This window comes from Candidatus Omnitrophota bacterium, from assembly GCA_028693815.1.
Lineage (GTDB): Bacteria > Omnitrophota > Gorgyraeia > Zapsychrales > Aceulaceae > Aceula.
This window is the reverse complement of record JAQUUP010000029.1, coordinates 1-20,605: the sequence shown is the minus strand read 5'-3', so window position 1 is coordinate 20,605 and position 20,605 is coordinate 1. Positions and strand designations below refer to the sequence as shown.

Here is a 20,605-nt window from a genome sequence, read left to right as displayed (position 1 = left end):
CGGCGTTGAAACGCCTTTCATGAGAGGGGAGCATCTTCCCAATGGTTCATATGATCATGTGATTGAAGAGTTGCAGGTTGGCAATAAGAGCGCAAATTTATTTGTTGGTGGATTCTCGATTAATGCTGTATATCGCCAAGGGCAGTCTTTGGTCAAACAACTTGAAGCGCAAGGTATTCAGAAATTAGAACTTAAAGCTTATTGAGAATCTTCTCCCCAGAAAGAATAAAAACTAAAAAAGACCACAGCTGGAAGAAGATAGAGGATAATGCGACTTGCTGTGCATTCTAGCCGCCATGTAAGGTCAAAATGTGCAGTTGTTAGATAGACATAAAGTAAAGTGGTAAAGAAAAGAGCGAAGAAAGTTAGAAATATTTTCTTTTCATTTCGAATGAGGTTTTTAGGTCTAAGAATTCCGAGAAAGACAATAAGAACCCATATAAAATTCCACCCTCGATTTAAAAATTCTGTTTTATAAAATCCGATAGTTGTCAGAAAACCATTGATGTTGCAAAATTCAAGTTTTTTAGTCAATGGGTTAAATAAAACTTCCCTTGTTGTTGGCGCTAAAAATATTTTAAAAATAAGCGTGGCTGCCCCTGTAATGGCGATACCTATAAACAAGAACCGAATAATGCGCATGGCATCTGTTCGATCTAAATCTTTGCGCAGAAGAAGATAGGCGGATGTTAGCCCTGAGAGGAAAAACATCATAACAATACCTTCGTTTTTTGCAAATGGCATAAGTCCTAAGAAAAGTCCTGACAGAAGAGCAAATCGATAATTTTTGTTTTTAAGCGTTATGGCAAGTAAGATGACGCTTGAAAGAAGAAAATAAGATAAAACAACATCAGCATATTGTGTTGTGCTCCAAAAAATATAGGATGGTGTTGACATCAAAAGAAGTGAGGCGAGAAATGCAATCCATTTCCTTATGAATTGAGATAGTCCTGCATAAAGAAGAAGCCCGCAAGAAACAGAGAATACAATTGATGTCATAGACGCTGCAGCAATGATGCCTTTTTGAAAGACAGCAAAAATCCATGTGTTGATAAGAGGTAGAAGAAGCGGATAGCTTGGTTGCGTGTGCCAATGAACTTTCGCAAAATCTCGCCAGCGTTCAGCACCAAAAATAAGAAATTTTGCCTTCATATTGTAAAGACCCCATGCATCCCATCCTCCAAAAGGGTATTGTTTTGACAAGATCGCTATGATAATTATAGCGATGCCCCAGCAAATGCTGCAGGTTATATAAAATTTCATATTGTTTTTTTGTTCTGAAGGAGAGTGGTTTTTGTTTTTTCCCTTAGGAAAACAAAGAATGTTGGCAATAAGTAATCCTAGTAATACAACAAAGTTTATTGAAAAAATAGCTGTTTGATTAAATTGCTCAAAGATAAAAAGAGAATAAAAGGTTAGAGTTGCTGATATGCCAAGCCCGAGCCCAATGGAAAGGCAGAGCATGAGCATGGTTGATAAAGCTGGCTGATTTTTTAGAATAATGCGAATAACAAAAAATCCAATGAAAAGCGACATGAGGTAGGCCAAAAGGTTGATCATTAGAAGCGCTCCGCAATTATTTTTCCAAAAGGACTAATATAGACAGGTTTTGCTCTGATAATAGATAAAATAGATTTTGCAGCATCAGGCGTGGATGCATCAATGATGTTTATTTTGTGGTCTGGGTTATCGAGATCAAGCAAAATAGGGGCCAGCATGTATTGAGCCATCATAAACCCACCGTCATTGCCCTCGGGTGTTTGGTTTTTCTCGCTTAAGAATCCAACAATGGTTTCATTTTTTAGCTGATCTTTAAGGTCAGCATATTGAAACCCAGGCTCTGTTGATCTTTTTTCGATGGTTGTAATCTGCGCCATAATACTAATGCTATTAAAGGCAAGATTAATTATAATTAGAAGAATTATAATTCCAATAATAGAATTTGCTAAATATGATATTTTTTTATTTTTCATGTTTATATTTCTAATGATTTACTAGAAACCATTATAGCTTAAAAAAACTAGAATACAAGTTAGCAAGCTTCCTCCTTTACATAATATGATAATTTTGGTATAAATAGTAACTATTTTTAGAGTAATTTATAGGTTGAAAAACTCAAAGAAATTGCGCCTGGCCGATTTTTAAAAATGTTTGAGGAATCCAGATTTTCAAAATCAAAAATCTGGATAAATTCGGTCAAACAGCTTATGTTGCTAAAGCTGCCATAAGCCGTGGCCTCATTTAAGTGCGTGCGCAATTCATCTATACTAAGATTAAGAAAACTGCGCCTGTACCGCGTTGCGGTACCGGAGATATTTTTCTTAAAGATTGTTATTTAAAGGTTATATGCGCCTGTAGCTCAGTTGGATAGAGCACTAGTCTTCGGAACTAGGTGTCGGGGGTTCGAATCCACCCAGGCGCGCTTTTTTTATTCGTCCTTATTTAGCATTGCAAGAAAAAGCAAACAGACCTCTTTTAATCCGCCGAAGAACCTTACAAAACAGATGTTATCTTTTGTGTCTGATTTTTAAAAAAAGAATATTAAAATCATCTTTACAAGGTCATCTTATTTTTATATGATGGACTTATCAAATTTATATTTCTTGTCTATATCCTCAAAGTGTAGTGATGCGCTCTGAAAGGGTATTAAAGATTCTAATTAAAATTTAAACTTACAATCAATATTTATGCAAGCTTCTCTATATAGAACACCTTTGTATCAAGCACATTGCGATTTAGGCGCACGCATGGTCGATTTTGGTGGATGGCTCATGCCGGTTCAATACGAAGGCATTCTTTCTGAATATAGTCGCTGTCGAGAGCAGGCGGCCCTTTTTGATATTTCGCATATGGGTGAATTTATTTTTGATGGAAACCCTGTTTCTGATGGATTAGAAAAGATTATAACATGTGAAGTTTCAAGCATGCCCATTGGCTCATCTCGCTATGGTCTTATGCTTAATGACCGCGCAGGAGTAGTGGATGATTTGATCGTTTTTCGTATTTCTGAAAAAAGATTTATGATCGTTGTTAATGCAGCAAATATTGCAAAAGATTTTTCTCATTTAAAAAATAATCTATTGGCTCCTTCTTTAATTACTGATATTTCAGAAAAAACTGCAAAACTTGATTTGCAAGGTCCGCTATCAAGAGAAGTATTAAAGAATATTATTCCAGGTGTTGAATCTTTAGATTATTTTCATTTTAATTGTTTTGATATTTTAGGAGAAAAGAATATTGTAAGCCGGACCGGATATACAGGCGAGTTAGGATACGAAATTTTTTGTGCACCAGAAAAAGCGCAAGCGTTGTGGAAAAAACTTTTGGATGATGAAAGAGTTCGCCCCGCTGGTTTAGGGGCGCGCGATATTTTGAGAACCGAGATGGCCTACAGTCTTTATGGGCACGAAATAACAGATGACATTTCTCCTTTGGATGCGGGTTTGAGTCGGTTTATTTGTTTTGATAAAGAGTTTATTGGTAAAGATACGCTTTTACAACAAAAACAATCTGGCCTTAAGAGAAAGATAATTTATTTCTTATCAGATACTCGGCGTTCGCCTCGTCATGGACAGAGCCTTTATGAAAATGATTCAAAAGAAATTGGCATTGTCACAAGCGGCATTTTCTCGCCGAGCTTAGAGAAAGGAATTGGAATTGGATTAATTAGTGTTGACAGTGAGTTGGATGGCGATAAAATATTTTTCGGTGATAAAAAGAATAAAAGTTCAGCAGCAATTGTTAAAAGACCGTTTTATAAAAAAGGTTCTTTAAAGACCTAAAAAAATTATTTTAAAAGGAGTTAACAATGGGAAACGAAGAAGAGTATTTGTACACAAAGGATCATGAATGGGTGTGTTTTGAGGAATCATGTGCATTTGTTGGGATTGCTGAGTATGCACAAAATGCATTAGGCGATATTACGTTTATTGAGCTTCCTGAGCCAGATGCGGAAGTTGAGCAGTTTGAGCAATTTGCATCGGTTGAATCGGTTAAAGCCGCAAGCGAGATTTTTGCGCCAATTTCTGGAAAAATTATTGAAGTCAATCAAGAATTATCATCAGCACCAGAGTTGCTTAATAAATCATGTTATCAAAAAGGATGGATTGCAAAAATAGATCCATCCGATATTGATGAAAAAAGCAATTTGATGACATTTGAAGATTATGAAAATTTCTTGGAGGGGCTTGATCGTTGAGTTCTTTTGTTGCCAATACAAAAAATGAAGTCCAAGAAATGTTAAAAGTCATTGGTGCAAAGTCGATCGATGATCTTTTTCTGGATATTCATTCTCGCCATCAACCAAAATCCTTTAATATTCCAAACGGGTTATCAGAGTTTGAGGTTTTAGAGCGGATACGATCTATTGCATCAAAGAATGATGCTAGGCTTGTTTCGTTTTTAGGGGCGGGATTTTACGATCACTATGTTCCTGAAGCGGTTAGTGCGCTCACGTCGCGGGCTGAATTTTATACAGCCTACACGCCTTATCAGCCAGAAAGTTCTCAGGGTATTTTACAAGCTTTATATGAATATCAAAGCATGATTGCGACTTTAACCAATATGGATGTTGTTAACGCTTCGCTTTATGATGGCGGAACCGCGCTCTATGAGGCTATGATGATGGCGATTCGGATTAATGGAAGAAAGAAAATTCTGATGGATGGAGGAGTTAGCCCCATTTATCGAAAAATTATTCGTAGCTATACATCAAATTTTGATATTGAATTTAAAGAGATGCCTGTTGTCCATGGGCGCGCGGATAGAGAAGCGATTAAAAATATTTTGGACGATAAAACATCTGCCATTATTTTGCAAAATCCAAATTTCTTTGGGGCTATTGATGATCATTCAGATATTATTAAAGAAGCGCATAGCCGAGGTATCTTAGTCATTGAAAGTGTTTATCCAATTTCGCTAGGTATTTTAAAGACACCTGGTGAAATGGATGCTGATATTGTAACAGGAGAAGGCCAGAGTCTTGGGCTTTCACTTAATTTTGGTGGACCGTATTTAGGATTTATAGCGACTAAAAGAAAGTATGTTCGAAAAATGCCAGGACGGATTGTTGGGCAAACAGAGGATAAGTATGGTCAAAGATGTTTTGTTAATACGCTGCAAGCGCGTGAGCAGCATATCCGTCGAGAAAAGGCAACCTCCAATATTTGCACGAATGTTGCTTTGTGTGCTGTTCAGGCTGCAATTTTTATGTCTTTGCTAGGAAAGCAGGGCTTAAAAGATTTAGCACAGCTAAATTTTGAGAAAGCAGAGTTTGCGCGCAAGACTTTAGGGGAAATAAAAGGTGTTGAGGTCAAACGTTCTTCGCCAACTTTTAATGAGTTTGTTGTTTGCTTGCCTAAAAAAGCAAAAGATGTTGTTGAAGAAATGATAAAAAAAGGATTTGCCTCAGGATTCCCTCTAGCAAAGTATTATCCCGAAATGGAAAATTATTTATTGGTTGCGGTTACGGAAAAAAGAACAAAAGATGAAATCGTCTCGTTTGCAAAGAATCTCGAAGGAGTGCTATGCAGTTAATTTTTGAAAAAAGTGTGCCTGAGCGAAAAGGATTTCAAGTTCCAAAATCCGATGTTTCAATTACAACAACGATTCCAGATGCATATATAAGGAAGACAGATTGCCTTTGGCCTGAAGTTTCGGAATTAGATGTTGTTCGTCATTTTACGAGGCTTTCAAATTTAAATTATTCTCTTGATGCAAATTTTTATCCCTTAGGATCTTGCACTATGAAATATAATCCAAAGTTTACAGAAAAGGCTGCGAGTATCAAGGGATTTGCAAATTTACATCCGCTATTGCCACAGTTGGATGGTTCTCTTGTTCAAGGAGCGTTGGAAGTTCTTTATGAGATGGATCGGCTTCTTTCTGAGATTACAGGAATGGATGATTTTACAATGCAGCCATTAGCAGGAGCCCATGGGGAGTTAACTGGTGTTATGTTGATTGCAGCGTATCATCGAGCAAAAAGTAATAAAAAGAAATATATCATTGTTCCAGATTCTGCACACGGAACAAACCCTGCAAGCGCTGCGATTGCTGGATATGACATTGTTTCAGTGGCGACGGACAAAAATGGTGTTTTAAGTTTAAAAGATCTTAAAGAAAAAATAACTGATGAGTTGGCGGGTGTCATGCTTACGTCGCCAAATACATTGGGGATATTTAATTCTGATATTGATAAAATTGCAGATCTGGTTCATCAAGTAGATGGGTTAATGTATTATGATGGAGCAAATCTTAATGCGCTTTTAGGCCGTGCGCGACCAGGTGATTTAGGCTTTGATGTTGTTCATGTTAATTTGCACAAAACGTTTGCAACGCCACATGGTGGTGGGGGCCCGGGTTCTGGTCCTGTGGGTGTCAAAAAAAATTTAACAAAGTTCTTACCTATATCCCGAGTTGTGAAAAGAAATGACCACACATACGCTCTTGATTATGATTATCCCGATTCCATTGGATATGTTGCACCTTTTTATGGAAATTTCTCAGTGATTCTAAAAGCCTATGCTTATATTTTAATGTTAGGCAAAGAGGGCTTGTGCGAAACGAGTGATCATGCTGTTTTAAATGCAAATTATATAATGGCAAGATTAAAAAAATATTACGATCTTCCTTTTGATCGCACATGTATGCATGAATGCGTTTTTTCAGCTTCAAGACAGGAAAAAAAAGGTGTTCATGCTATTGATATCGCTAAGTTTCTGATTGATAAGAATTTCCATCCTCCGACGGTATATTTTCCGCTTATTGTTAAAGAAGCGATTATGATTGAACCGACTGAAACTGAATCGAAGCAGGAGATGGATCAATTTATTGAAGCGATGATCGAATCGGCTCAACTCGCTGAAAGCAATTCTGAAGAATTTAAAAATTTTCCGCAAACAACTCCGATTTCAAGGCCTGATGAAGTGAAGGCAGCTAAAGATATTGCCTGCAATTATTTTCTGGACAAATAAAGCAGATGCGCCTAAAAAATATTTCATTTTCAAACCCGCAAGAAAATATTTTATTTGATGATGTCTTGCTTGAGCTTGCTGAGCAAAAAAAAGCACCAGAAACGCTTCGATTTTGGGAATCAGAACAATTATTTATTGTTTTAGGAAAAATATCGAAAGTTCAAGACGATGTTTTTGTTGATGTAGCGCAAAATAATTGCATTCCTATTTTGCGTAGAAGTTCCGGAGGAGGCACTGTTTTGCAAGGCAAAGGATGTCTTAATTTTTCATTAATTTTGTCAAAAGATTCTCATCCAGATCTTCAAACGATCAGTCGATCGTATCAATTCATTTTAGGAAAAATAACCGCAGCACTAGAAAGCCTCGCAATTTTGGCGCAATGGCGACCGATATCTGATGTGGCATTAAAGAATACAAATCAAAAGATTTCAGGTAATGCACAAAAAAGAGCAAGGCGATTTATTTTACATCATGGAACGATTCTTTATGATTTTAATCTTTCATTAATTGAAAAATATCTTAAAATACCAAAAATTTATCCTGATTATCGTCAAAACAGATTGCATGGCGAGTTTGTTGCAAATATTCAAAAGAAATCAGAAGATATTAAGCGTGTTGTTGCTGCGCAATTCCCAATTTCTTTAGTAGAGAACACCTTAGGTTCCGACGAGGAATATTGTTTAAAAAAATTTTGCCAGAAACAATCAATATATATTCTGAAGTAAGTTTTTATTAAGAAAAACTATCAAGAATTTGCTAAAGATATTGACAAGACAGCTGCAAATTATATAATAACACTAAGATTGGAAGGATGAAGTGTTGCTTATTTTTCAAGGAGGGATTATGAAAAGAAAGTTTTTTATTTTGTTAATGCTTTGCGTTTTTGTGTTTGCTTTTTGCTTGGATTCTTTTGCTGGGTTGATTGATTGGGAACGGCGAAATCGTTATTTGAAAGAAAGGCAGCAAGAATCAGGAGCTGAAGTTACGGTCGGAGAAGAGGCGCTTCCTAAATGGATGAAACAAGAACCACGCGTTACGACAAGAGAAGAAAAAAGATATGATAGTAATCGTGATGGAAGATTTCAACCTGCAGAATCTAAGGTCTATTTAAGACGTATTGTTCAAATAGTAGACAGAGGAGGCAAGGTGATTGCGCAGTCTGAGATTCTTAAAGAATATGATAAGAATAAGGATGGTGTTATTACATCGTTTGAATTAAAAGAAATAAAAGAGGATGTGTTTTAAAGATAACTGAAATTTTCTAAGAAAAAATTAAAGCTCGCTTAAGTATTTAAGCGAGCTTTTTGTTTGCAAAAAATTTCTAAAATAAATATATATCTTTATATATATGTTATAATATTTTTATGAAAATTAAGGGGTTTAGTCTATTTATTGGTTTTTCCTTTCTTTTTTTGTTTTGCATTGCAACTCTTTCTGCCGAAACGCTTTCAATCCAGAATCCAGAAGAACAAAAAACTTATCAAAATTATTTAGATTTTTTCGAAGAAATTTACCAAAAGATGGAGGAAAGTTATTATTATCCGGTTAAGCGGGAAAATTTTGATCGTTTTATCGATAAATTTAATACAGAAATTTACGGTAAATTAGACAAAAAGCAATTATTTGATGAATTTGTTAGTATGCGCTCTGGTGCTTTGCTAGTTGATTTTCTAAAAACACAAGAAGATATTTTTTCAGCTTTGTATCCACCACAGGCTGTTGATGATTTCAAGGAAGAAGTTCTTGGAAGAAGATCAGACCTTGGCATCGAGGGGCAGCTTGTTGATGATGGGTACAAGGTTAGCTTTGTTGAGGTTAGATCTGATGCATACGAAAAAGGGCTTCGGGAGAATGATATTTTGGTCGCAATTGGTAAGACAAAGATATCTGAATTAACGCCAGAAATGATTGTTGAGAAGCTAATGCCTGAGATTGACACAATTTCAAAGATTACTTATTTAGATCATGAAAATAAAAAGAAAATAATTTCTGTTAAGGCCAAAGAATATTTTAAACAAACAGTATTCCCGGTTACGATGCATGTTCCGGATGTGTATTGTCTTCAGATTCGACGTTTTAATCAAAAAACAGCAGAAGACCTGTCTCGTTATTTGATTATGATTAATCAGCAAGGACCAACGGCATTAGTTTTGGATTTACGAGGAAATCCTGGAGGACCTCCTTTGGCTGCACGAGAAATTGCATCATTTTTTTTAAAACCAGGTGATGAATTTGCTTATTTTCAGCGCAAAGGGGATGAGAGAAATGTTTTAGATGTCCCGAGAATTCCAGATGAGTATCTTTATCGCGGTCCTGTTGCAATTTTAGTTGATAAAGAAAGTGGAAGCGCGTCTGAACTTTTTTCTGGCATCATGCAAAAGCAAAATCGTGCGCTTTTGTTTGGCAGTAGAACGGCTGGACAGGTTTTCTTGAAAAGTATGTTTAGCCTTGATAATGATGCGATGCTTCTTTTGGTAACGGCAAGAGGTCATTTTCCGGATGGGGATATTTTTAATTTTGATGGTCTTGTTCCTCAGTTTTATGTGGACGATAAAGGATCTGATCTTACATATTTTGCTGCTGGTTTTTTAACGGCCGCGCTTAGACAAAGAATGTAGAAAATAACGTAGAGGGCAAAAAATGCTTATTATTCTCTTGCAAGTATTTATCATGCAGATTGTTGTTGGCGCTATTGTTGTGTTTATTTTAAAAAAAATATTGGATTATCAGCTTGTAGAGCTCGCAATAAAAACGTTTAAGAATGTAAAGCTTGAGCCCGATGATTTGAAGCTTGGAAGTATTCTTGTGGGATCTCCGTTTAGTGTATCAAAAAAGACTCAAAATCGTATTTTGGAATTAGCTGAAAAGAAATTTGAGCGATCAATGTCTATTGTGATAAAAAAGGACAAAAGTCTCAAAGGTGGGATGATTATTTATTTGAATAGCTTGATTATTGATTATAGTTTAGTGGGACGCTTGAAAGAGGGCGGGATTATTAGGCAAATATGAGTTTAAAAGTTTTAATTATTGTTCCTGCGTTTAATGAAAGCGGAAATATTTCTCATGTTGTTGAAGATATCAAGTCATCCGGATTTCCTTGTGAGATTTTAGTGGTGGATGATGGATCGACTGACGATACTGCTTTGGTTGCACGTTTGGCCGGCGCTAATGTTGTGAGTTTGCCATTCAACCTCGGTATTGGTGGAGCTGTGCAAACTGGGTTTTTGTATGCGGCTCGATACGGATTTGATGTTGCAATCCAGTTTGATGGGGATGGACAGCATGATGCCCAGTTTTTGAATAATTTAATTAAGCCAATTGTAGAGAATTATTCGGACATGGTTATTGGCAGTCGATTTTTGCCACCAAATTTAGGATATCAATCTTCATGGGTTAGGCGCATGGGAATTCATTTTTTTTCAGGACTCATTAGTTTTCTAACAGGGATGACCATAACCGATCCAACTTCAGGATTTCGCGCTTGTAATCGAAAGGCGATAGAGATTTTTGCTTATGATTATCCTTTGGATTTTCCAGAGCCAGAATCAGTTGTAGAATTAAAAAAATCCAAGCTACGCATTGTTGAGGTTGCGGTGCAAATGAAAAAACGGGTCTCAGGACACTCTTCGATTCGATATTTGAAAACTTTATATTATATGATTAAAGTCACATGTGCGATTTTGCTGCGCATGATACAAACAAAAAAACAGGTAGGTGATCATGGCGCTTAAAGTATTAACGATTTCTTTATCTATTGCTATTCTTTTTGTTATTATTGATTTCTCTCGACGAGGAAAATTGACATTCAAATATGCCATTGGTTGGTTTTGTTTGAGTATTTTAGGTATCTTATTTACGATATTTGATCAATTTCTTTTTGCATTGTCAGATTTTTGCGGGTTTGCTTTGATGAGCAATTTTATTTTCTTTTCATTATTTTGTTTTTTTGTTTTTTCGAGCCTTTTGTTGTCAACATTTTTGTGTCAACAAAACAAGCGAAACGATATTATGGCGCAAAAAATTGCCTTATTAGAAAAAGAAATTAAAGCGCTTAAAGGGGAATAATTTTTTATGTTTACAGGATTAGTTTCTATTGTTATTCCTGCTTATAATGCGCAGAAAACTTTGGGCCTAACTCTGCAGGCCATTTTTAATCAAACATATCTTGGGCCGAAAGAAATTATTGTAGTGGATGACGGTTCGACAGATCAGACCGCAGATTCTCTAAAATCGCTTAAAGATGTTATTTATATCCATCAAAAGAATTCAGGTCCTGCGACAGCACGAAACGCAGGGTTTGCGGCTTCTAAAGGTGAGTTTGTTTTTTTTACGGATTCGGATTGCGTTCCTCAATCGGATTGGATTGAAAAATTGCTTGCTGGGTTTTCGGATCCATTGATTGGTGTTGTTTGCGGCAGTTATGGAATCGCAAATTCAAAAAGCTTGCTTGCCCGATGTATTCATAAAGAAATTATTTTTAGACATTGCCGTTTGATGCCAGTGTTTCCGAAGTCTTTTGGCAGCTACAACTTTTGCGTTAGAAGAAATATTTTTGAGGCGGCCGGCGGCTTTGATGCAGGCTATCGCAATGCAAGTGGGGAAGACAATAATTTATGTTATAAAATTTTAGCGCTTGGATCAAAGATTTATTTTGAGCGCAAATCATTGGTTGACCATTTTTTCCCAACATCAGTTAAGAAGTACTTGGCAGAGCAATTTCGTCATGGATTTTGGCGCGTTAAAGTTTATTTTACTCATCCGTCAATGGTCAAAGGGGATGATTATACCTTCTGGAAGGATATTATCGAGCCTCCAGCTGTTCTCGGCGCACTCTTTCTTTTTGTCTTTGGATTTCTTGGCCTTAAAGTAGGACCTGCAATCTACATTATTGGCTTAGGACTCTTGGTGATCGAGCTTTTTTTCGGAATTTTGATGACTCAAAGTTTCAAAGAAGGAGTCTTTTTTGGCTTTGTTTTGTTTCTTCGGGCAGTTTCAAGGAGCCTTGGATTTGCCTACGGAATACTGCATTTTTCCCTCCAGAAAGTCTTTAAAAAAGAACAATAAGTACTTGCAAGCTCAATGACTTATGATAATATAAGTGTATCACTTATATATATATTCTTTTAAATAACTTTATATAAATCTTTATATACGCCCTATGGCTTACCATACATTACTTGGATTTAAAAAAGAACCATTCTCGACGAGTCCAGACCCGCAGTTTTTTTATCTTACCAAAGAACACGACATGGCATTAACGAGCATCCTGATTGAGCTTCGCTTAAGGCGCGGCCTTACGGTTATCCTTGGTGATATCGGAACAGGAAAAACAACACTCTCGCGAAAGCTCGTTCAAGAGCTAAAAGATCGCGGCAACATGATATTTCATATGATTTTAAATCCAAATTTTGAGACTGAAGAACAATTTCTAACAACGCTTTTGCGCAATTTTGATGTTGAGATGACCGACGGGTCAATGCCAGACATGGAAAACATTTTAGAGTTGCGTGATGCGGTTGAGAAATTTCTAATTCAAAAGGCTCAAGAAAAGCAGACGATTATTTTGATCGTTGATGAAGCGCAAAAACTAAACTTAGTCACGCTTGAGGTTTTGCGTATTTTGTTAAATTTCGAAACAAATGAATATAAATTAATTCAGCTCGTGCTTTTAGGGCAGCTTGAGCTTTATTCCAAGTTAGTTTCAATGCCAAATTTTATTGATCGAGTAAGTTTTAAATACACATTAAATCCTCTTGATCTCGAAGAAACCAAAGGGCTTATTCATTATCGTATACAGCAGGCAGGATATCAGGGGCATATGCAACTTTTTAATGATGAGGCGATTAGCGAAATTTATAATTATTCACGAGGGTATCCAAGACACATCACAATGCTTTGCCATAAAGTTTTAAAAGAATTGATTTTGCAAAACCGCGAAGTGGTGGATAGAGATATTATTTTGAGTGTTTTAGAAAAAGAGCGCCGTGTTGGATGGGGAAGAGCGGAATCGTTTAGGCGAGGAAACCCAACGTTTTAATATTTAGTGTTAGAGTATAAAATCAGATGACAAAAAAAGAAACTGCAGAACAAAAGCTTTTAAAGATTATCGAAGAAGGATCTGGTGATTCAGAGTCAGTTGCACGACCTTCTAGCGCCCAAGCTCCTCAACAAGCACAGCAGGTGGCTCGAGAAGTGGCTGTTGCCGTTAAAGGGATGGGCATTTCAGCGCCACCTCTTTTTTCTATTTTCTCAGATCGATTAAAAGATTTTCAGGTAGCGGTTTCGAGCTTAAAGTCGTTTGGTCTTCGAGAGGCTAATTTTTTGCTGATTACGATTATCGTTATTTGCATTTTAATTTTAGGTTCGGTGTATCAAACGGAAACAAAAAACATGTCGCATAATTTGGATTTTGTCGAAGAGGTTACAAAACCAAAGCTTGCATCGTCAAAAAGCATTATGCCAGAGTATCAAGATTTAACATCTTTTTTAGAAACAATTTTAATGCGTAATATTTTTAGACCTTATGAGGAAAAGAAAGCTGAGGTAGCAAGTAATGTTCCGATTGGAACACAAAAAATTGCATTACAATTAGAAAGTTTAAAATTAGTTGGAATCTCGTGGCTTGATATGCCAAATTCAGCGTCGGTTATGATTGAGAATGCTGATGGTATGACGTATTTTTTGAAAGAAGGGGAAAAAATTAATCAAGTGACGATCAAAACAATTTATGCTGATCGTGTCATTTTTAGCTTTGCAGATCAAGAAATGGAAGTTCGTCTATGAAAACTAACAAAAAATGTTTTAAGAATGCACAAGTGATTTTGTATATGCTTTTGCTTGTTTCTTTGTTTGCCGTATGTCCAACGAAAGCGTTTGCCGTCGGTCCGTTGGACCAGCCAAAGACTATTGTGTTTGAAGAAAAACAAGAGCCTCTTGAGGAGCGCATTAATCGAAAAATCACTTTAGATGTTCGAGATATGAACATTATTGATGTCATTAAATTTCTGGCGATTAAAGGTGATTTTAATGTTGTCACAAGTAAGAGTGTAGAGGGACGCGTTACGCTGTATCTCAAGAGTGTATCGATTGAAGATGCTCTTGATATTATTTTAATATCTAATGCCCTTGCTTTCAAAATTCAAAATGACATTGTTCATGTTATGTCCGAAACAGAATATGTTGCGACATACGGACGAAAGTTTAATGATCAAAGCATTGTTAAAACAATTCATTTAAATTATTCAAGTCCGGCGTATGCTCTCTCAGCGCTTGAAAGCGTTAAGAGTAATTTGGGTAAAATTGTTATCGACAATGACACCGGGACTGTTGTTATGATCGACACGCCTGAGGCGATTGCCCGAATGGAAAAGGCGCTAAAAGAGATTGAAAAACCGATGGAAACGTATATCTATAATTTGCAATATGCCAAGGCTGATGTTTTAGCTGAGAAATTAAAGGCTCGGATCGATGGTAATGCCGTTGGATCGGTTATGGCTGATGAGAGATCGAATCAACTTATTGTGCGGGCCCTTCCAGACCGGCGAGAAGAAATTATGAAGGTTATCAAGAGTCTTGATACAAAAACCAAAGAGGTTTTGATTGAAGCGCAAATTGTTCAGATTACTTTTAATCCGCAATATGACATTGGGATTGATTGGAATTTGGATTTTCTTGATAGTCCTGACCCTGAAATTCGAAAGCTTACTTTTGACAATGTTTATCTTGATAAGGACAATTTAACGACCTCAGATAGTTTGTATTCAAAATTTGGACAAATCGCAATTGGCAATATTGATCAGGATCATTTTACTGCAACGATTCGTGCCTTGAAACAAGTTAACGATACAAAAATTTTGTCCAATCCGCGATTGCTCGTCACCAATGGCCAAGAGGCCAAGATTCATATTGGAGATACGATCCCTTACATCATTACAACGTCAACAATTACTGGTGACAATGAGAGCATCAGTGAAGATGTGCGCTTTGTTGACGTAGGTCTAAAGTTAAAAGTTTCAGCGGATATCAATGATGATGGATTTGTCACTATGAATTTAGCTCCAGAAATTTCAACGGTTACTCGTTATGTTGAGTCGCGAGGAGGCGGAATTCCTCAGGTTAATAAGACAGAGGTTGAGACATCTGTGCTTATTAAAGATGGGACAACGATTATTATGGGTGGCCTTAAAAAAGACGAGAAGTCACATTCTAAAAAAGGTTTTCCGGTTTTAATGGATCTTCCGTTTATCGGAAAATTGTTTAGTGCAACAAGCGACGAGATTACAAAAACGGAAATTGTTATTTTTATTACGCCACGCATTATATCTGGCGAGGAACATACTTCAGATGAAAAAGGAACAATTAAGCCTTACAAAACGTATGGGGATGATGATTTCTAAAATTTTAAATTTGGCACGTTAAACAAAGAGGAGCGAATGAAAAAATATTCTTCAAGAAATCATTTTCTGTATTTTCAGACGGTCATGTTTATTTTGGCAATTTTAGCTTTTCTGACTGCATCAACTTTTGCCCAGAATAATCTAAGGCCTAGATCTGTCGAAACGATTGAAACAGAAATCGGTATGGATCAAATTGTTGATGATGCCTTTGGAGAGGACGCTGAAAACGAAGGGATATCTTTGTCCGTAGAAGAAAGGCAGATGGTAAAGATTAATAAGAGTTTAAAAAATCTCATTGATGAAAATCAAGAGCTTATGAAAAACAGCGAACAGCTTCAAAAAGAAATTGAACAATTGCGAGGTGAGAAGGCTATTCAAGACAGTCGGCTTAATGCGTTGGCGCGCGAAAGAGGTGATCTTCTTAAGAATTCAAAAGAAATTAATAGTATTAAGCAAACATATGAAAAGCAAATTGCAGATTTGACCGCAAGTATTGAAAGGACAAAAGGCTTGACCCCAGAGGAAATTAGAATGCTTACGGAGCTTGAATCTATTATTGAAAAAGATGCTCCGGTTGTTTCTGAAAAGCAGCAAGTACAGATCGCTTCTGAGAGCAGGCCTATGGCATCCCAAACTCAAGTTTCGGTTATGAAGGGACCCGAAGAAATTGCAGATGAATTAAGTGAGCTTATTGAAGAAAATCAAATTTTACGAAAAGATACAATCAAGCTTCATTACAATTTGGCTAATTTATTTTTTGAACAAGGCAAATATCAAATGGCTTCGGCCGAGTATAAAAGGGTTTTGGATTTGATGCCACAAGATGCGGCGACGCACTATAATCTTGCTTTTGTTAGTGAGCAATATCTTGATGATTACAAAACAGCGCTAAAACATTATGAAATTTATTTGGCGATGGCTTCTGATGCTGAAGATATAAATGTTGTAAAAAATAAAATTTTGGAATTAAAACTGAAAATTCAAAATAAAATTAATTCAATTATTGATAAAGAAAAGCCATATTAAGGATTTTTTTCTTATCTTCTTTGTTTTGAGTAGGTTAAATGATTTTTTAAGATAAAAGCGTTTTCTTGTGATTTCTCGTAAAGCCATTTATTTGCAACAGCTTAGGTTGAAAAACGCTGCTATATATTTTATACTTTTATAGGAAGAAAAGTTTTAGTTTTTTTATTTATATTATTATATGATAGTTAAAAAACGTTATTATTCATCATTTATTTCCTTCTTTTCTTCCAAACAGGAACATTTGAAACTAGGGCGTATTTTGTTCGTCGCCTTATGTCTTGTTTGGGGATCTCTGGTTTTCTGTCCACAATCTTTTGCCCAATATCTCGGTGGCTCGGGTGATGGTGATGCTTCCGCTGCTTCCGATGACGATCTTTATTCTTATCTTGTGTTTGATTCGAACACTCCTGGTGATGGATATGCCGGTGTAATTTTTTCGACTCAGCCAACAGTTACGCTTTACGATGGTCGCGGGGTAGCTAATGAAACATCAAGCTCTAATGTTACGATAACAATCTATAACAATCCTGGTAATGCAACTTTGCTGGGAACAACGACTCAAGCGTTGTCTTCAGGGTCTAAGACATTTACTGATCTTGCCATCTCAAGGCCTGGAAATCTCTATACACTTAAGGCGACTCATGCGACAACTACTATAGTTGGGATATCCGATGCATTTAGTGTTTTTCCTTTGGAAGTGAAGTATCGGATTTCGGTTACTTATGATAAAACTTCAGGGTTTGCGTTAATTTTGATGTATCCAGAGATTCCTTCAAACCAGGTGGCGGGCCAGGCTGCTGATTTTTTTGAAGCGAATTTTGGGGAAACTTTCACCATTAAACACTATGCCAGTGGATCTTGGGCGAATACGAGTGGTTGCGATGAGGGTTCTTGTGCGAGTGTCACGCCTGATGAAGATGTGTCAACTTCAGGAGTGTATACTTACGATCTTTGGTTGCCTTCAAACTTAAGTATCCCGTATGACATTTCTTTTGAGGTTCGAAATCCATATGTTGAAAGTGGATATATGCAGGCTCATGTAATCGTTGATTTCTCAGAAGATGCAGGGATATCTGCACTTCAGTCAACTGCCGATAGTATTGAAACCAAAGTCGATACAATCGATGGTAAAATTGATACCATTGATACTAATGTTGATTCGGTTTTGGAAGATACAGCCGCCATTGATTGGACCGATGTGAAAGATATTTTAGTAGATACGAGTGAAATAAATGAGCATGTTAATTGGACTGATCTTGGAGTGATGACGACAAAGCATATTAACTGGACAAGTATTTATGATATGACGAGCAAGGGTGTGAATTGGATGGATTTGTATGTGCTGACAAAAGCTGGGGTTAGCTGGACAGACATTAGCGTCTTAACTCGTGAGCATATTGATTGGGATACGTTTCAAGTTATTGTGGAGGATTATTTAAGATCAGGTTTTAATAACGTGGATTGGGGAAATCTTGCAACTATTATGCAGAATATAACAGCGGAAGGTGTTTGTTGGAATGATGTGCAGAATTTGGCTAGTACTTTTTCAAGTTCTACTTGGCTTACGGCGGATTGGAATAATCTTCAAAATATAATCGGAGTTATGATTAATTATGGTTGGGATGAAGAGGAGCCCTGGGAGAATTTAGCAACTATAGCTAACGATTTTGTTACAGCAGGTGTTTGCTGGACTTCGGTTCAAACGCTTGCTGGCGATTATGCTGGTTCAACTTTTGCTACAGGGGATTGGACTGAGTTAGGAGATATGGTTACAGAGTATGCTGCTGCTGGTTGGACTTCAACGGATTGGGATAATCTCCAAGATGTTATGTCAGTTGCGGTTGATGAGGGTTGGGATACAGATACATTTTGGGCGGATTTAAGAACTGTGACAGAAGAGATAGCTTTAGTGGGCGTTTGTTGGGAAGATGTGCAGCAATTAGCTGGTGATTATGCTGATTCAACGTTTGGTCTTGGAAGCTGGAGCGATTTAGGACTCTTAGCTGGTGATTACGTGGATTCTAGTTGGGATGTCGGAACTTGGAATAACTTAGAGCCGATTATTGAAGCGATTGATGGTGCTGGAGTTTGTTGGAATGATATCGCGACAATGAGTACATCAAGCGTTAATTGGGTGGATTTAGCTTATATGACTGGTGCAGGTGTTGATTGGAGTGAAACGGTTAATTGGGATAATTTAGCAGAGTTGACAACTGCTGGAACAAACTGGATTGATCTTAAAGTCATGTCTGAAACAAATCTTAATTGGTCAGATCTTAATGTGATGACAACGCAAGGTGTCAACTGGACATCGCTTTATGATATGAGTTCGCGTGGAATCAACTGGCAAGATGTTAATGTCTTGAGCGATCAAGGTATTAATTGGTCAGACATTAATGTCATGAGTAGAAAAGGTGTTAATTGGCAAGGCATCTATGACATTAGCCGCAAAGGCATCAATTGGCAAGGGATTTATGACATCAGCCGCAAAGGTATTAATTGGCAAGGCATCTATGACATCAGCCGCAAAGGCATCAACTGGCAAAGCATCTATGATATGAGCAAGAAAGGTGTGAACTGGCAGAGCATTTACGACCTAACAACGACTGGTGTTAATTGGTCCGATATTAATGTGATGAGCAAGGCTGGAATTAATTGGTCTGATGTTAATGTGTTAAGCGCGTCTGGCATCAATTGGTCTGACATTGAAGTTATGAGTGGCCAAGGCATTAATTGGTCTGACATTAATGCCTTAAGTGACAAGGGTATCAATTGGGCATCAATTTATGACATGAGCAAAAAAGGCATCAACTGGCAAGGCATCTATGACATCAGCCGCAAAGGCATCAATTGGCAAGGCATCTATGATATTAGTAAAAAAGGTGTGAATTGGCAAAGCATCTACGATATGAGTAAAAAAGGTGTTAATTGGCAAAGCATCTACAATTTAACAACCACTGGTGTTAACTGGTCAGACATTAACGTCTTAAGCAAAGAGGGTATCAATTGGAATGTTCTTCATCACATGGGAACACAAGGTATTAACTGGGCAGATATTAATGTGTTAAGCAAGTCTGATATTGATTGGTCAGTTATTGCTGATGCAACTTCGCAAGGGATTGATTGGCTAGATATTGCTTTTATGTCTAATTCAGATGTCAATTGGTCAGATATTAATGTCTTGAGCGATCAAGGCATCAACTGGTCAGACATCAATGTGATGAGTGGTCAGGGAGTTAATTGGCAAGGCATTTATGACATCAGCCGCAAAGGAGTTAATTGGCAAGGCATCTATGACATCAGCCGCAAAGGCATCAATTGGCAAGGCATTTATGACATTAGTAAAAAAGGTGTTAACTGGCAGAGTATTTATGACATGAGTAAAAAAGGTGTGAACTGGCAGAGTGTTTACAACTTGACAACGACTGGGGTTAATTGGGCAGACATTAATGTCATGAGCAAAACTGGCATCAATTGGAATGTTCTTCATCATATGGGAACACAAGGTATCAATTGGTCAGATATCAATGTGTTAAGTAGGATTGGCATTAATTGGTCAGATATCAATGTCTTGAGTGATCAAGGTATTGATTGGTCAGATATCAAAAGCATGAGTGATCAAGGCATCAATTGGGAAAGCATTTATGATATGAGCAAGAAAGGCATCAACTGGCAAGGCATCTATGACATTAGCCGCAAAGGCATCAACTGGCAAGGCATCTATGACATTAGCCGCAAAGGCATTAACTGGCAAAGCATCTATGACATGAGTCAAAAAGGTGTGAATTGGCAAAGTATCTATAATCTGACAACAACGGGTGTTAATTGGTCTGATATTAATGTGATGAGCAAAACTGGCATTAATTGGAACGTTCTTCATCACATGGGAACACAAGGTATTAATTGGTCAGATGTTAATGTGATGAGTAGAGCTGGTATTAATTGGACCGATATTAATGTAATAAGCTCTGAGGGTATTAACTGGCTATCAATCTACGACATGAGCAAAAAAGGCATCAACTGGCAAGGCATCTATGACATTAGTCGTAAAGGCATCAACTGGCAAGGCATCTATGATATCAGTAAAAAAGGCATCAATTGGCAAAGCATTTATGATATGAGTCAAAAAGGTGTGAATTGGCAAAGTATCTACAATCTAACAACAACGGGTGTGAATTGGTCTGATATTGATGTGATGAGTAAAACTGG

At 37.0% G+C, this 20,605-nt stretch carries 19 protein-coding genes and 1 tRNA gene; 18 read left to right on the top strand and 2 right to left on the bottom strand.

The window, feature by feature from the left end; translation table 11 throughout:
* Positions 1-205, top strand: a 205-nt coding sequence (locus PHY73_07930; GenBank protein MDD3375630.1) for a hypothetical protein, incomplete at its 5' end; no start/stop codon positions are given.
* Here the strand turns inward: PHY73_07930 and PHY73_07925 are convergent.
* Together PHY73_07925 and PHY73_07920 are read right to left on the bottom strand one after the other, a co-directional pair.
* A complete protein-coding gene (locus tag PHY73_07925) occupies positions 199-1,560 on the bottom strand; it encodes a glycosyltransferase family 39 protein (GenBank protein ID MDD3375629.1) in 1,362 nt (453 codons plus the stop codon). The two genes, PHY73_07930 and PHY73_07925, sit on opposite strands and share 7 nt — an antisense overlap.
* Entirely contained in the window at positions 1,560-1,973 is a 414-nt protein-coding gene (locus PHY73_07920) for a hypothetical protein (GenBank protein ID MDD3375628.1), read from the bottom strand. Before PHY73_07920 ends, PHY73_07925 begins: the two co-directional genes overlap by 1 nt.
* Before the next feature lie 375 nt (positions 1,974-2,348).
* Here PHY73_07920 and PHY73_07915 point away from each other — a divergent pair.
* The 17 genes from PHY73_07915 to PHY73_07835 all read left to right on the top strand — a co-directional run.
* Positions 2,349-2,422: transfer RNA gene (locus PHY73_07915), tRNA-Arg, on the top strand.
* A 265-nt stretch (positions 2,423-2,687) separates the two neighbouring features.
* Positions 2,688-3,782 carry a glycine cleavage system aminomethyltransferase GcvT gene (gene gcvT / locus PHY73_07910; GenBank protein MDD3375627.1) on the top strand — a complete coding sequence of 365 codons (1,095 nt, stop codon included), beginning with the start codon at positions 2,688-2,690 and terminating at the stop codon, positions 3,780-3,782.
* Between the two features lie 26 nt (positions 3,783-3,808).
* Positions 3,809-4,198: a glycine cleavage system protein GcvH gene (gcvH, locus tag PHY73_07905; GenBank protein ID MDD3375626.1), complete on the top strand. Its 390-nt coding sequence runs from the start codon at positions 3,809-3,811 to the stop codon at positions 4,196-4,198.
* Entirely contained in the window at positions 4,195-5,535 is a 1,341-nt protein-coding gene (gene gcvPA, locus PHY73_07900; protein ID MDD3375625.1) for an aminomethyl-transferring glycine dehydrogenase subunit GcvPA, read from the top strand. Before gcvH ends, gcvPA begins: the two co-directional genes overlap by 4 nt.
* Complete coding sequence (gene gcvPB, locus PHY73_07895) at positions 5,526-6,974, top strand: aminomethyl-transferring glycine dehydrogenase subunit GcvPB (protein MDD3375624.1); 1,449 nt, start codon at positions 5,526-5,528, stop codon at positions 6,972-6,974. Before gcvPA ends, gcvPB begins: the two co-directional genes overlap by 10 nt.
* A 5-nt stretch (positions 6,975-6,979) precedes the next feature.
* Positions 6,980-7,699, top strand: a complete 720-nt coding sequence (locus tag PHY73_07890; GenBank protein MDD3375623.1) for a lipoate--protein ligase family protein — start codon at positions 6,980-6,982, stop codon at positions 7,697-7,699.
* A 118-nt stretch (positions 7,700-7,817) separates the two neighbouring features.
* On the top strand, positions 7,818-8,219 hold the full coding sequence (locus PHY73_07885) for a hypothetical protein (GenBank protein MDD3375622.1): 402 nt from the start codon (positions 7,818-7,820) through the stop codon (positions 8,217-8,219).
* A 119-nt stretch (positions 8,220-8,338) separates the two neighbouring features.
* Positions 8,339-9,592 (top strand): S41 family peptidase, encoded by a 1,254-nt coding sequence (locus PHY73_07880; protein ID MDD3375621.1) that lies wholly within the window; start codon positions 8,339-8,341, stop codon positions 9,590-9,592.
* Positions 9,593-9,614: 22 nt separating this feature from the next.
* Entirely contained in the window at positions 9,615-9,983 is a 369-nt protein-coding gene (locus PHY73_07875; GenBank protein MDD3375620.1) for a F0F1 ATP synthase subunit delta, read from the top strand.
* Positions 9,980-10,705, top strand: a complete 726-nt coding sequence (locus PHY73_07870) for a glycosyltransferase family 2 protein (protein MDD3375619.1) — start codon at positions 9,980-9,982, stop codon at positions 10,703-10,705. Before PHY73_07875 ends, PHY73_07870 begins: the two co-directional genes overlap by 4 nt.
* Positions 10,695-11,039: a DUF2304 domain-containing protein gene (locus PHY73_07865; GenBank protein MDD3375618.1), complete on the top strand. Its 345-nt coding sequence runs from the start codon at positions 10,695-10,697 to the stop codon at positions 11,037-11,039. Before PHY73_07870 ends, PHY73_07865 begins: the two co-directional genes overlap by 11 nt.
* Positions 11,040-11,045: 6 nt before the next feature.
* A complete protein-coding gene (locus PHY73_07860) occupies positions 11,046-12,038 on the top strand; it encodes a glycosyltransferase family 2 protein (protein MDD3375617.1) in 993 nt (330 codons plus the stop codon).
* 94 nt (positions 12,039-12,132) lie between these two features.
* Positions 12,133-13,011 (top strand): AAA family ATPase, encoded by an 879-nt coding sequence (locus PHY73_07855; protein ID MDD3375616.1) that lies wholly within the window; start codon positions 12,133-12,135, stop codon positions 13,009-13,011.
* Between the two features lie 26 nt (positions 13,012-13,037).
* Complete coding sequence (locus PHY73_07850) at positions 13,038-13,757, top strand: hypothetical protein (protein ID MDD3375615.1); 720 nt, start codon at positions 13,038-13,040, stop codon at positions 13,755-13,757.
* Positions 13,754-15,370, top strand: a complete 1,617-nt coding sequence (locus PHY73_07845; GenBank protein ID MDD3375614.1) for a secretin N-terminal domain-containing protein — start codon at positions 13,754-13,756, stop codon at positions 15,368-15,370. The genes PHY73_07850 and PHY73_07845 overlap by 4 nt, the downstream gene beginning before the upstream one ends.
* A gap of 36 nt (positions 15,371-15,406) precedes the next feature.
* On the top strand, positions 15,407-16,396 hold the full coding sequence (locus tag PHY73_07840) for a tetratricopeptide repeat protein (GenBank protein ID MDD3375613.1): 990 nt from the start codon (positions 15,407-15,409) through the stop codon (positions 16,394-16,396).
* Between the two features lie 178 nt (positions 16,397-16,574).
* Positions 16,575-20,605: hypothetical protein (locus PHY73_07835; protein MDD3375612.1), on the top strand; the 4,031-nt coding region annotated here is incomplete at its 3' end.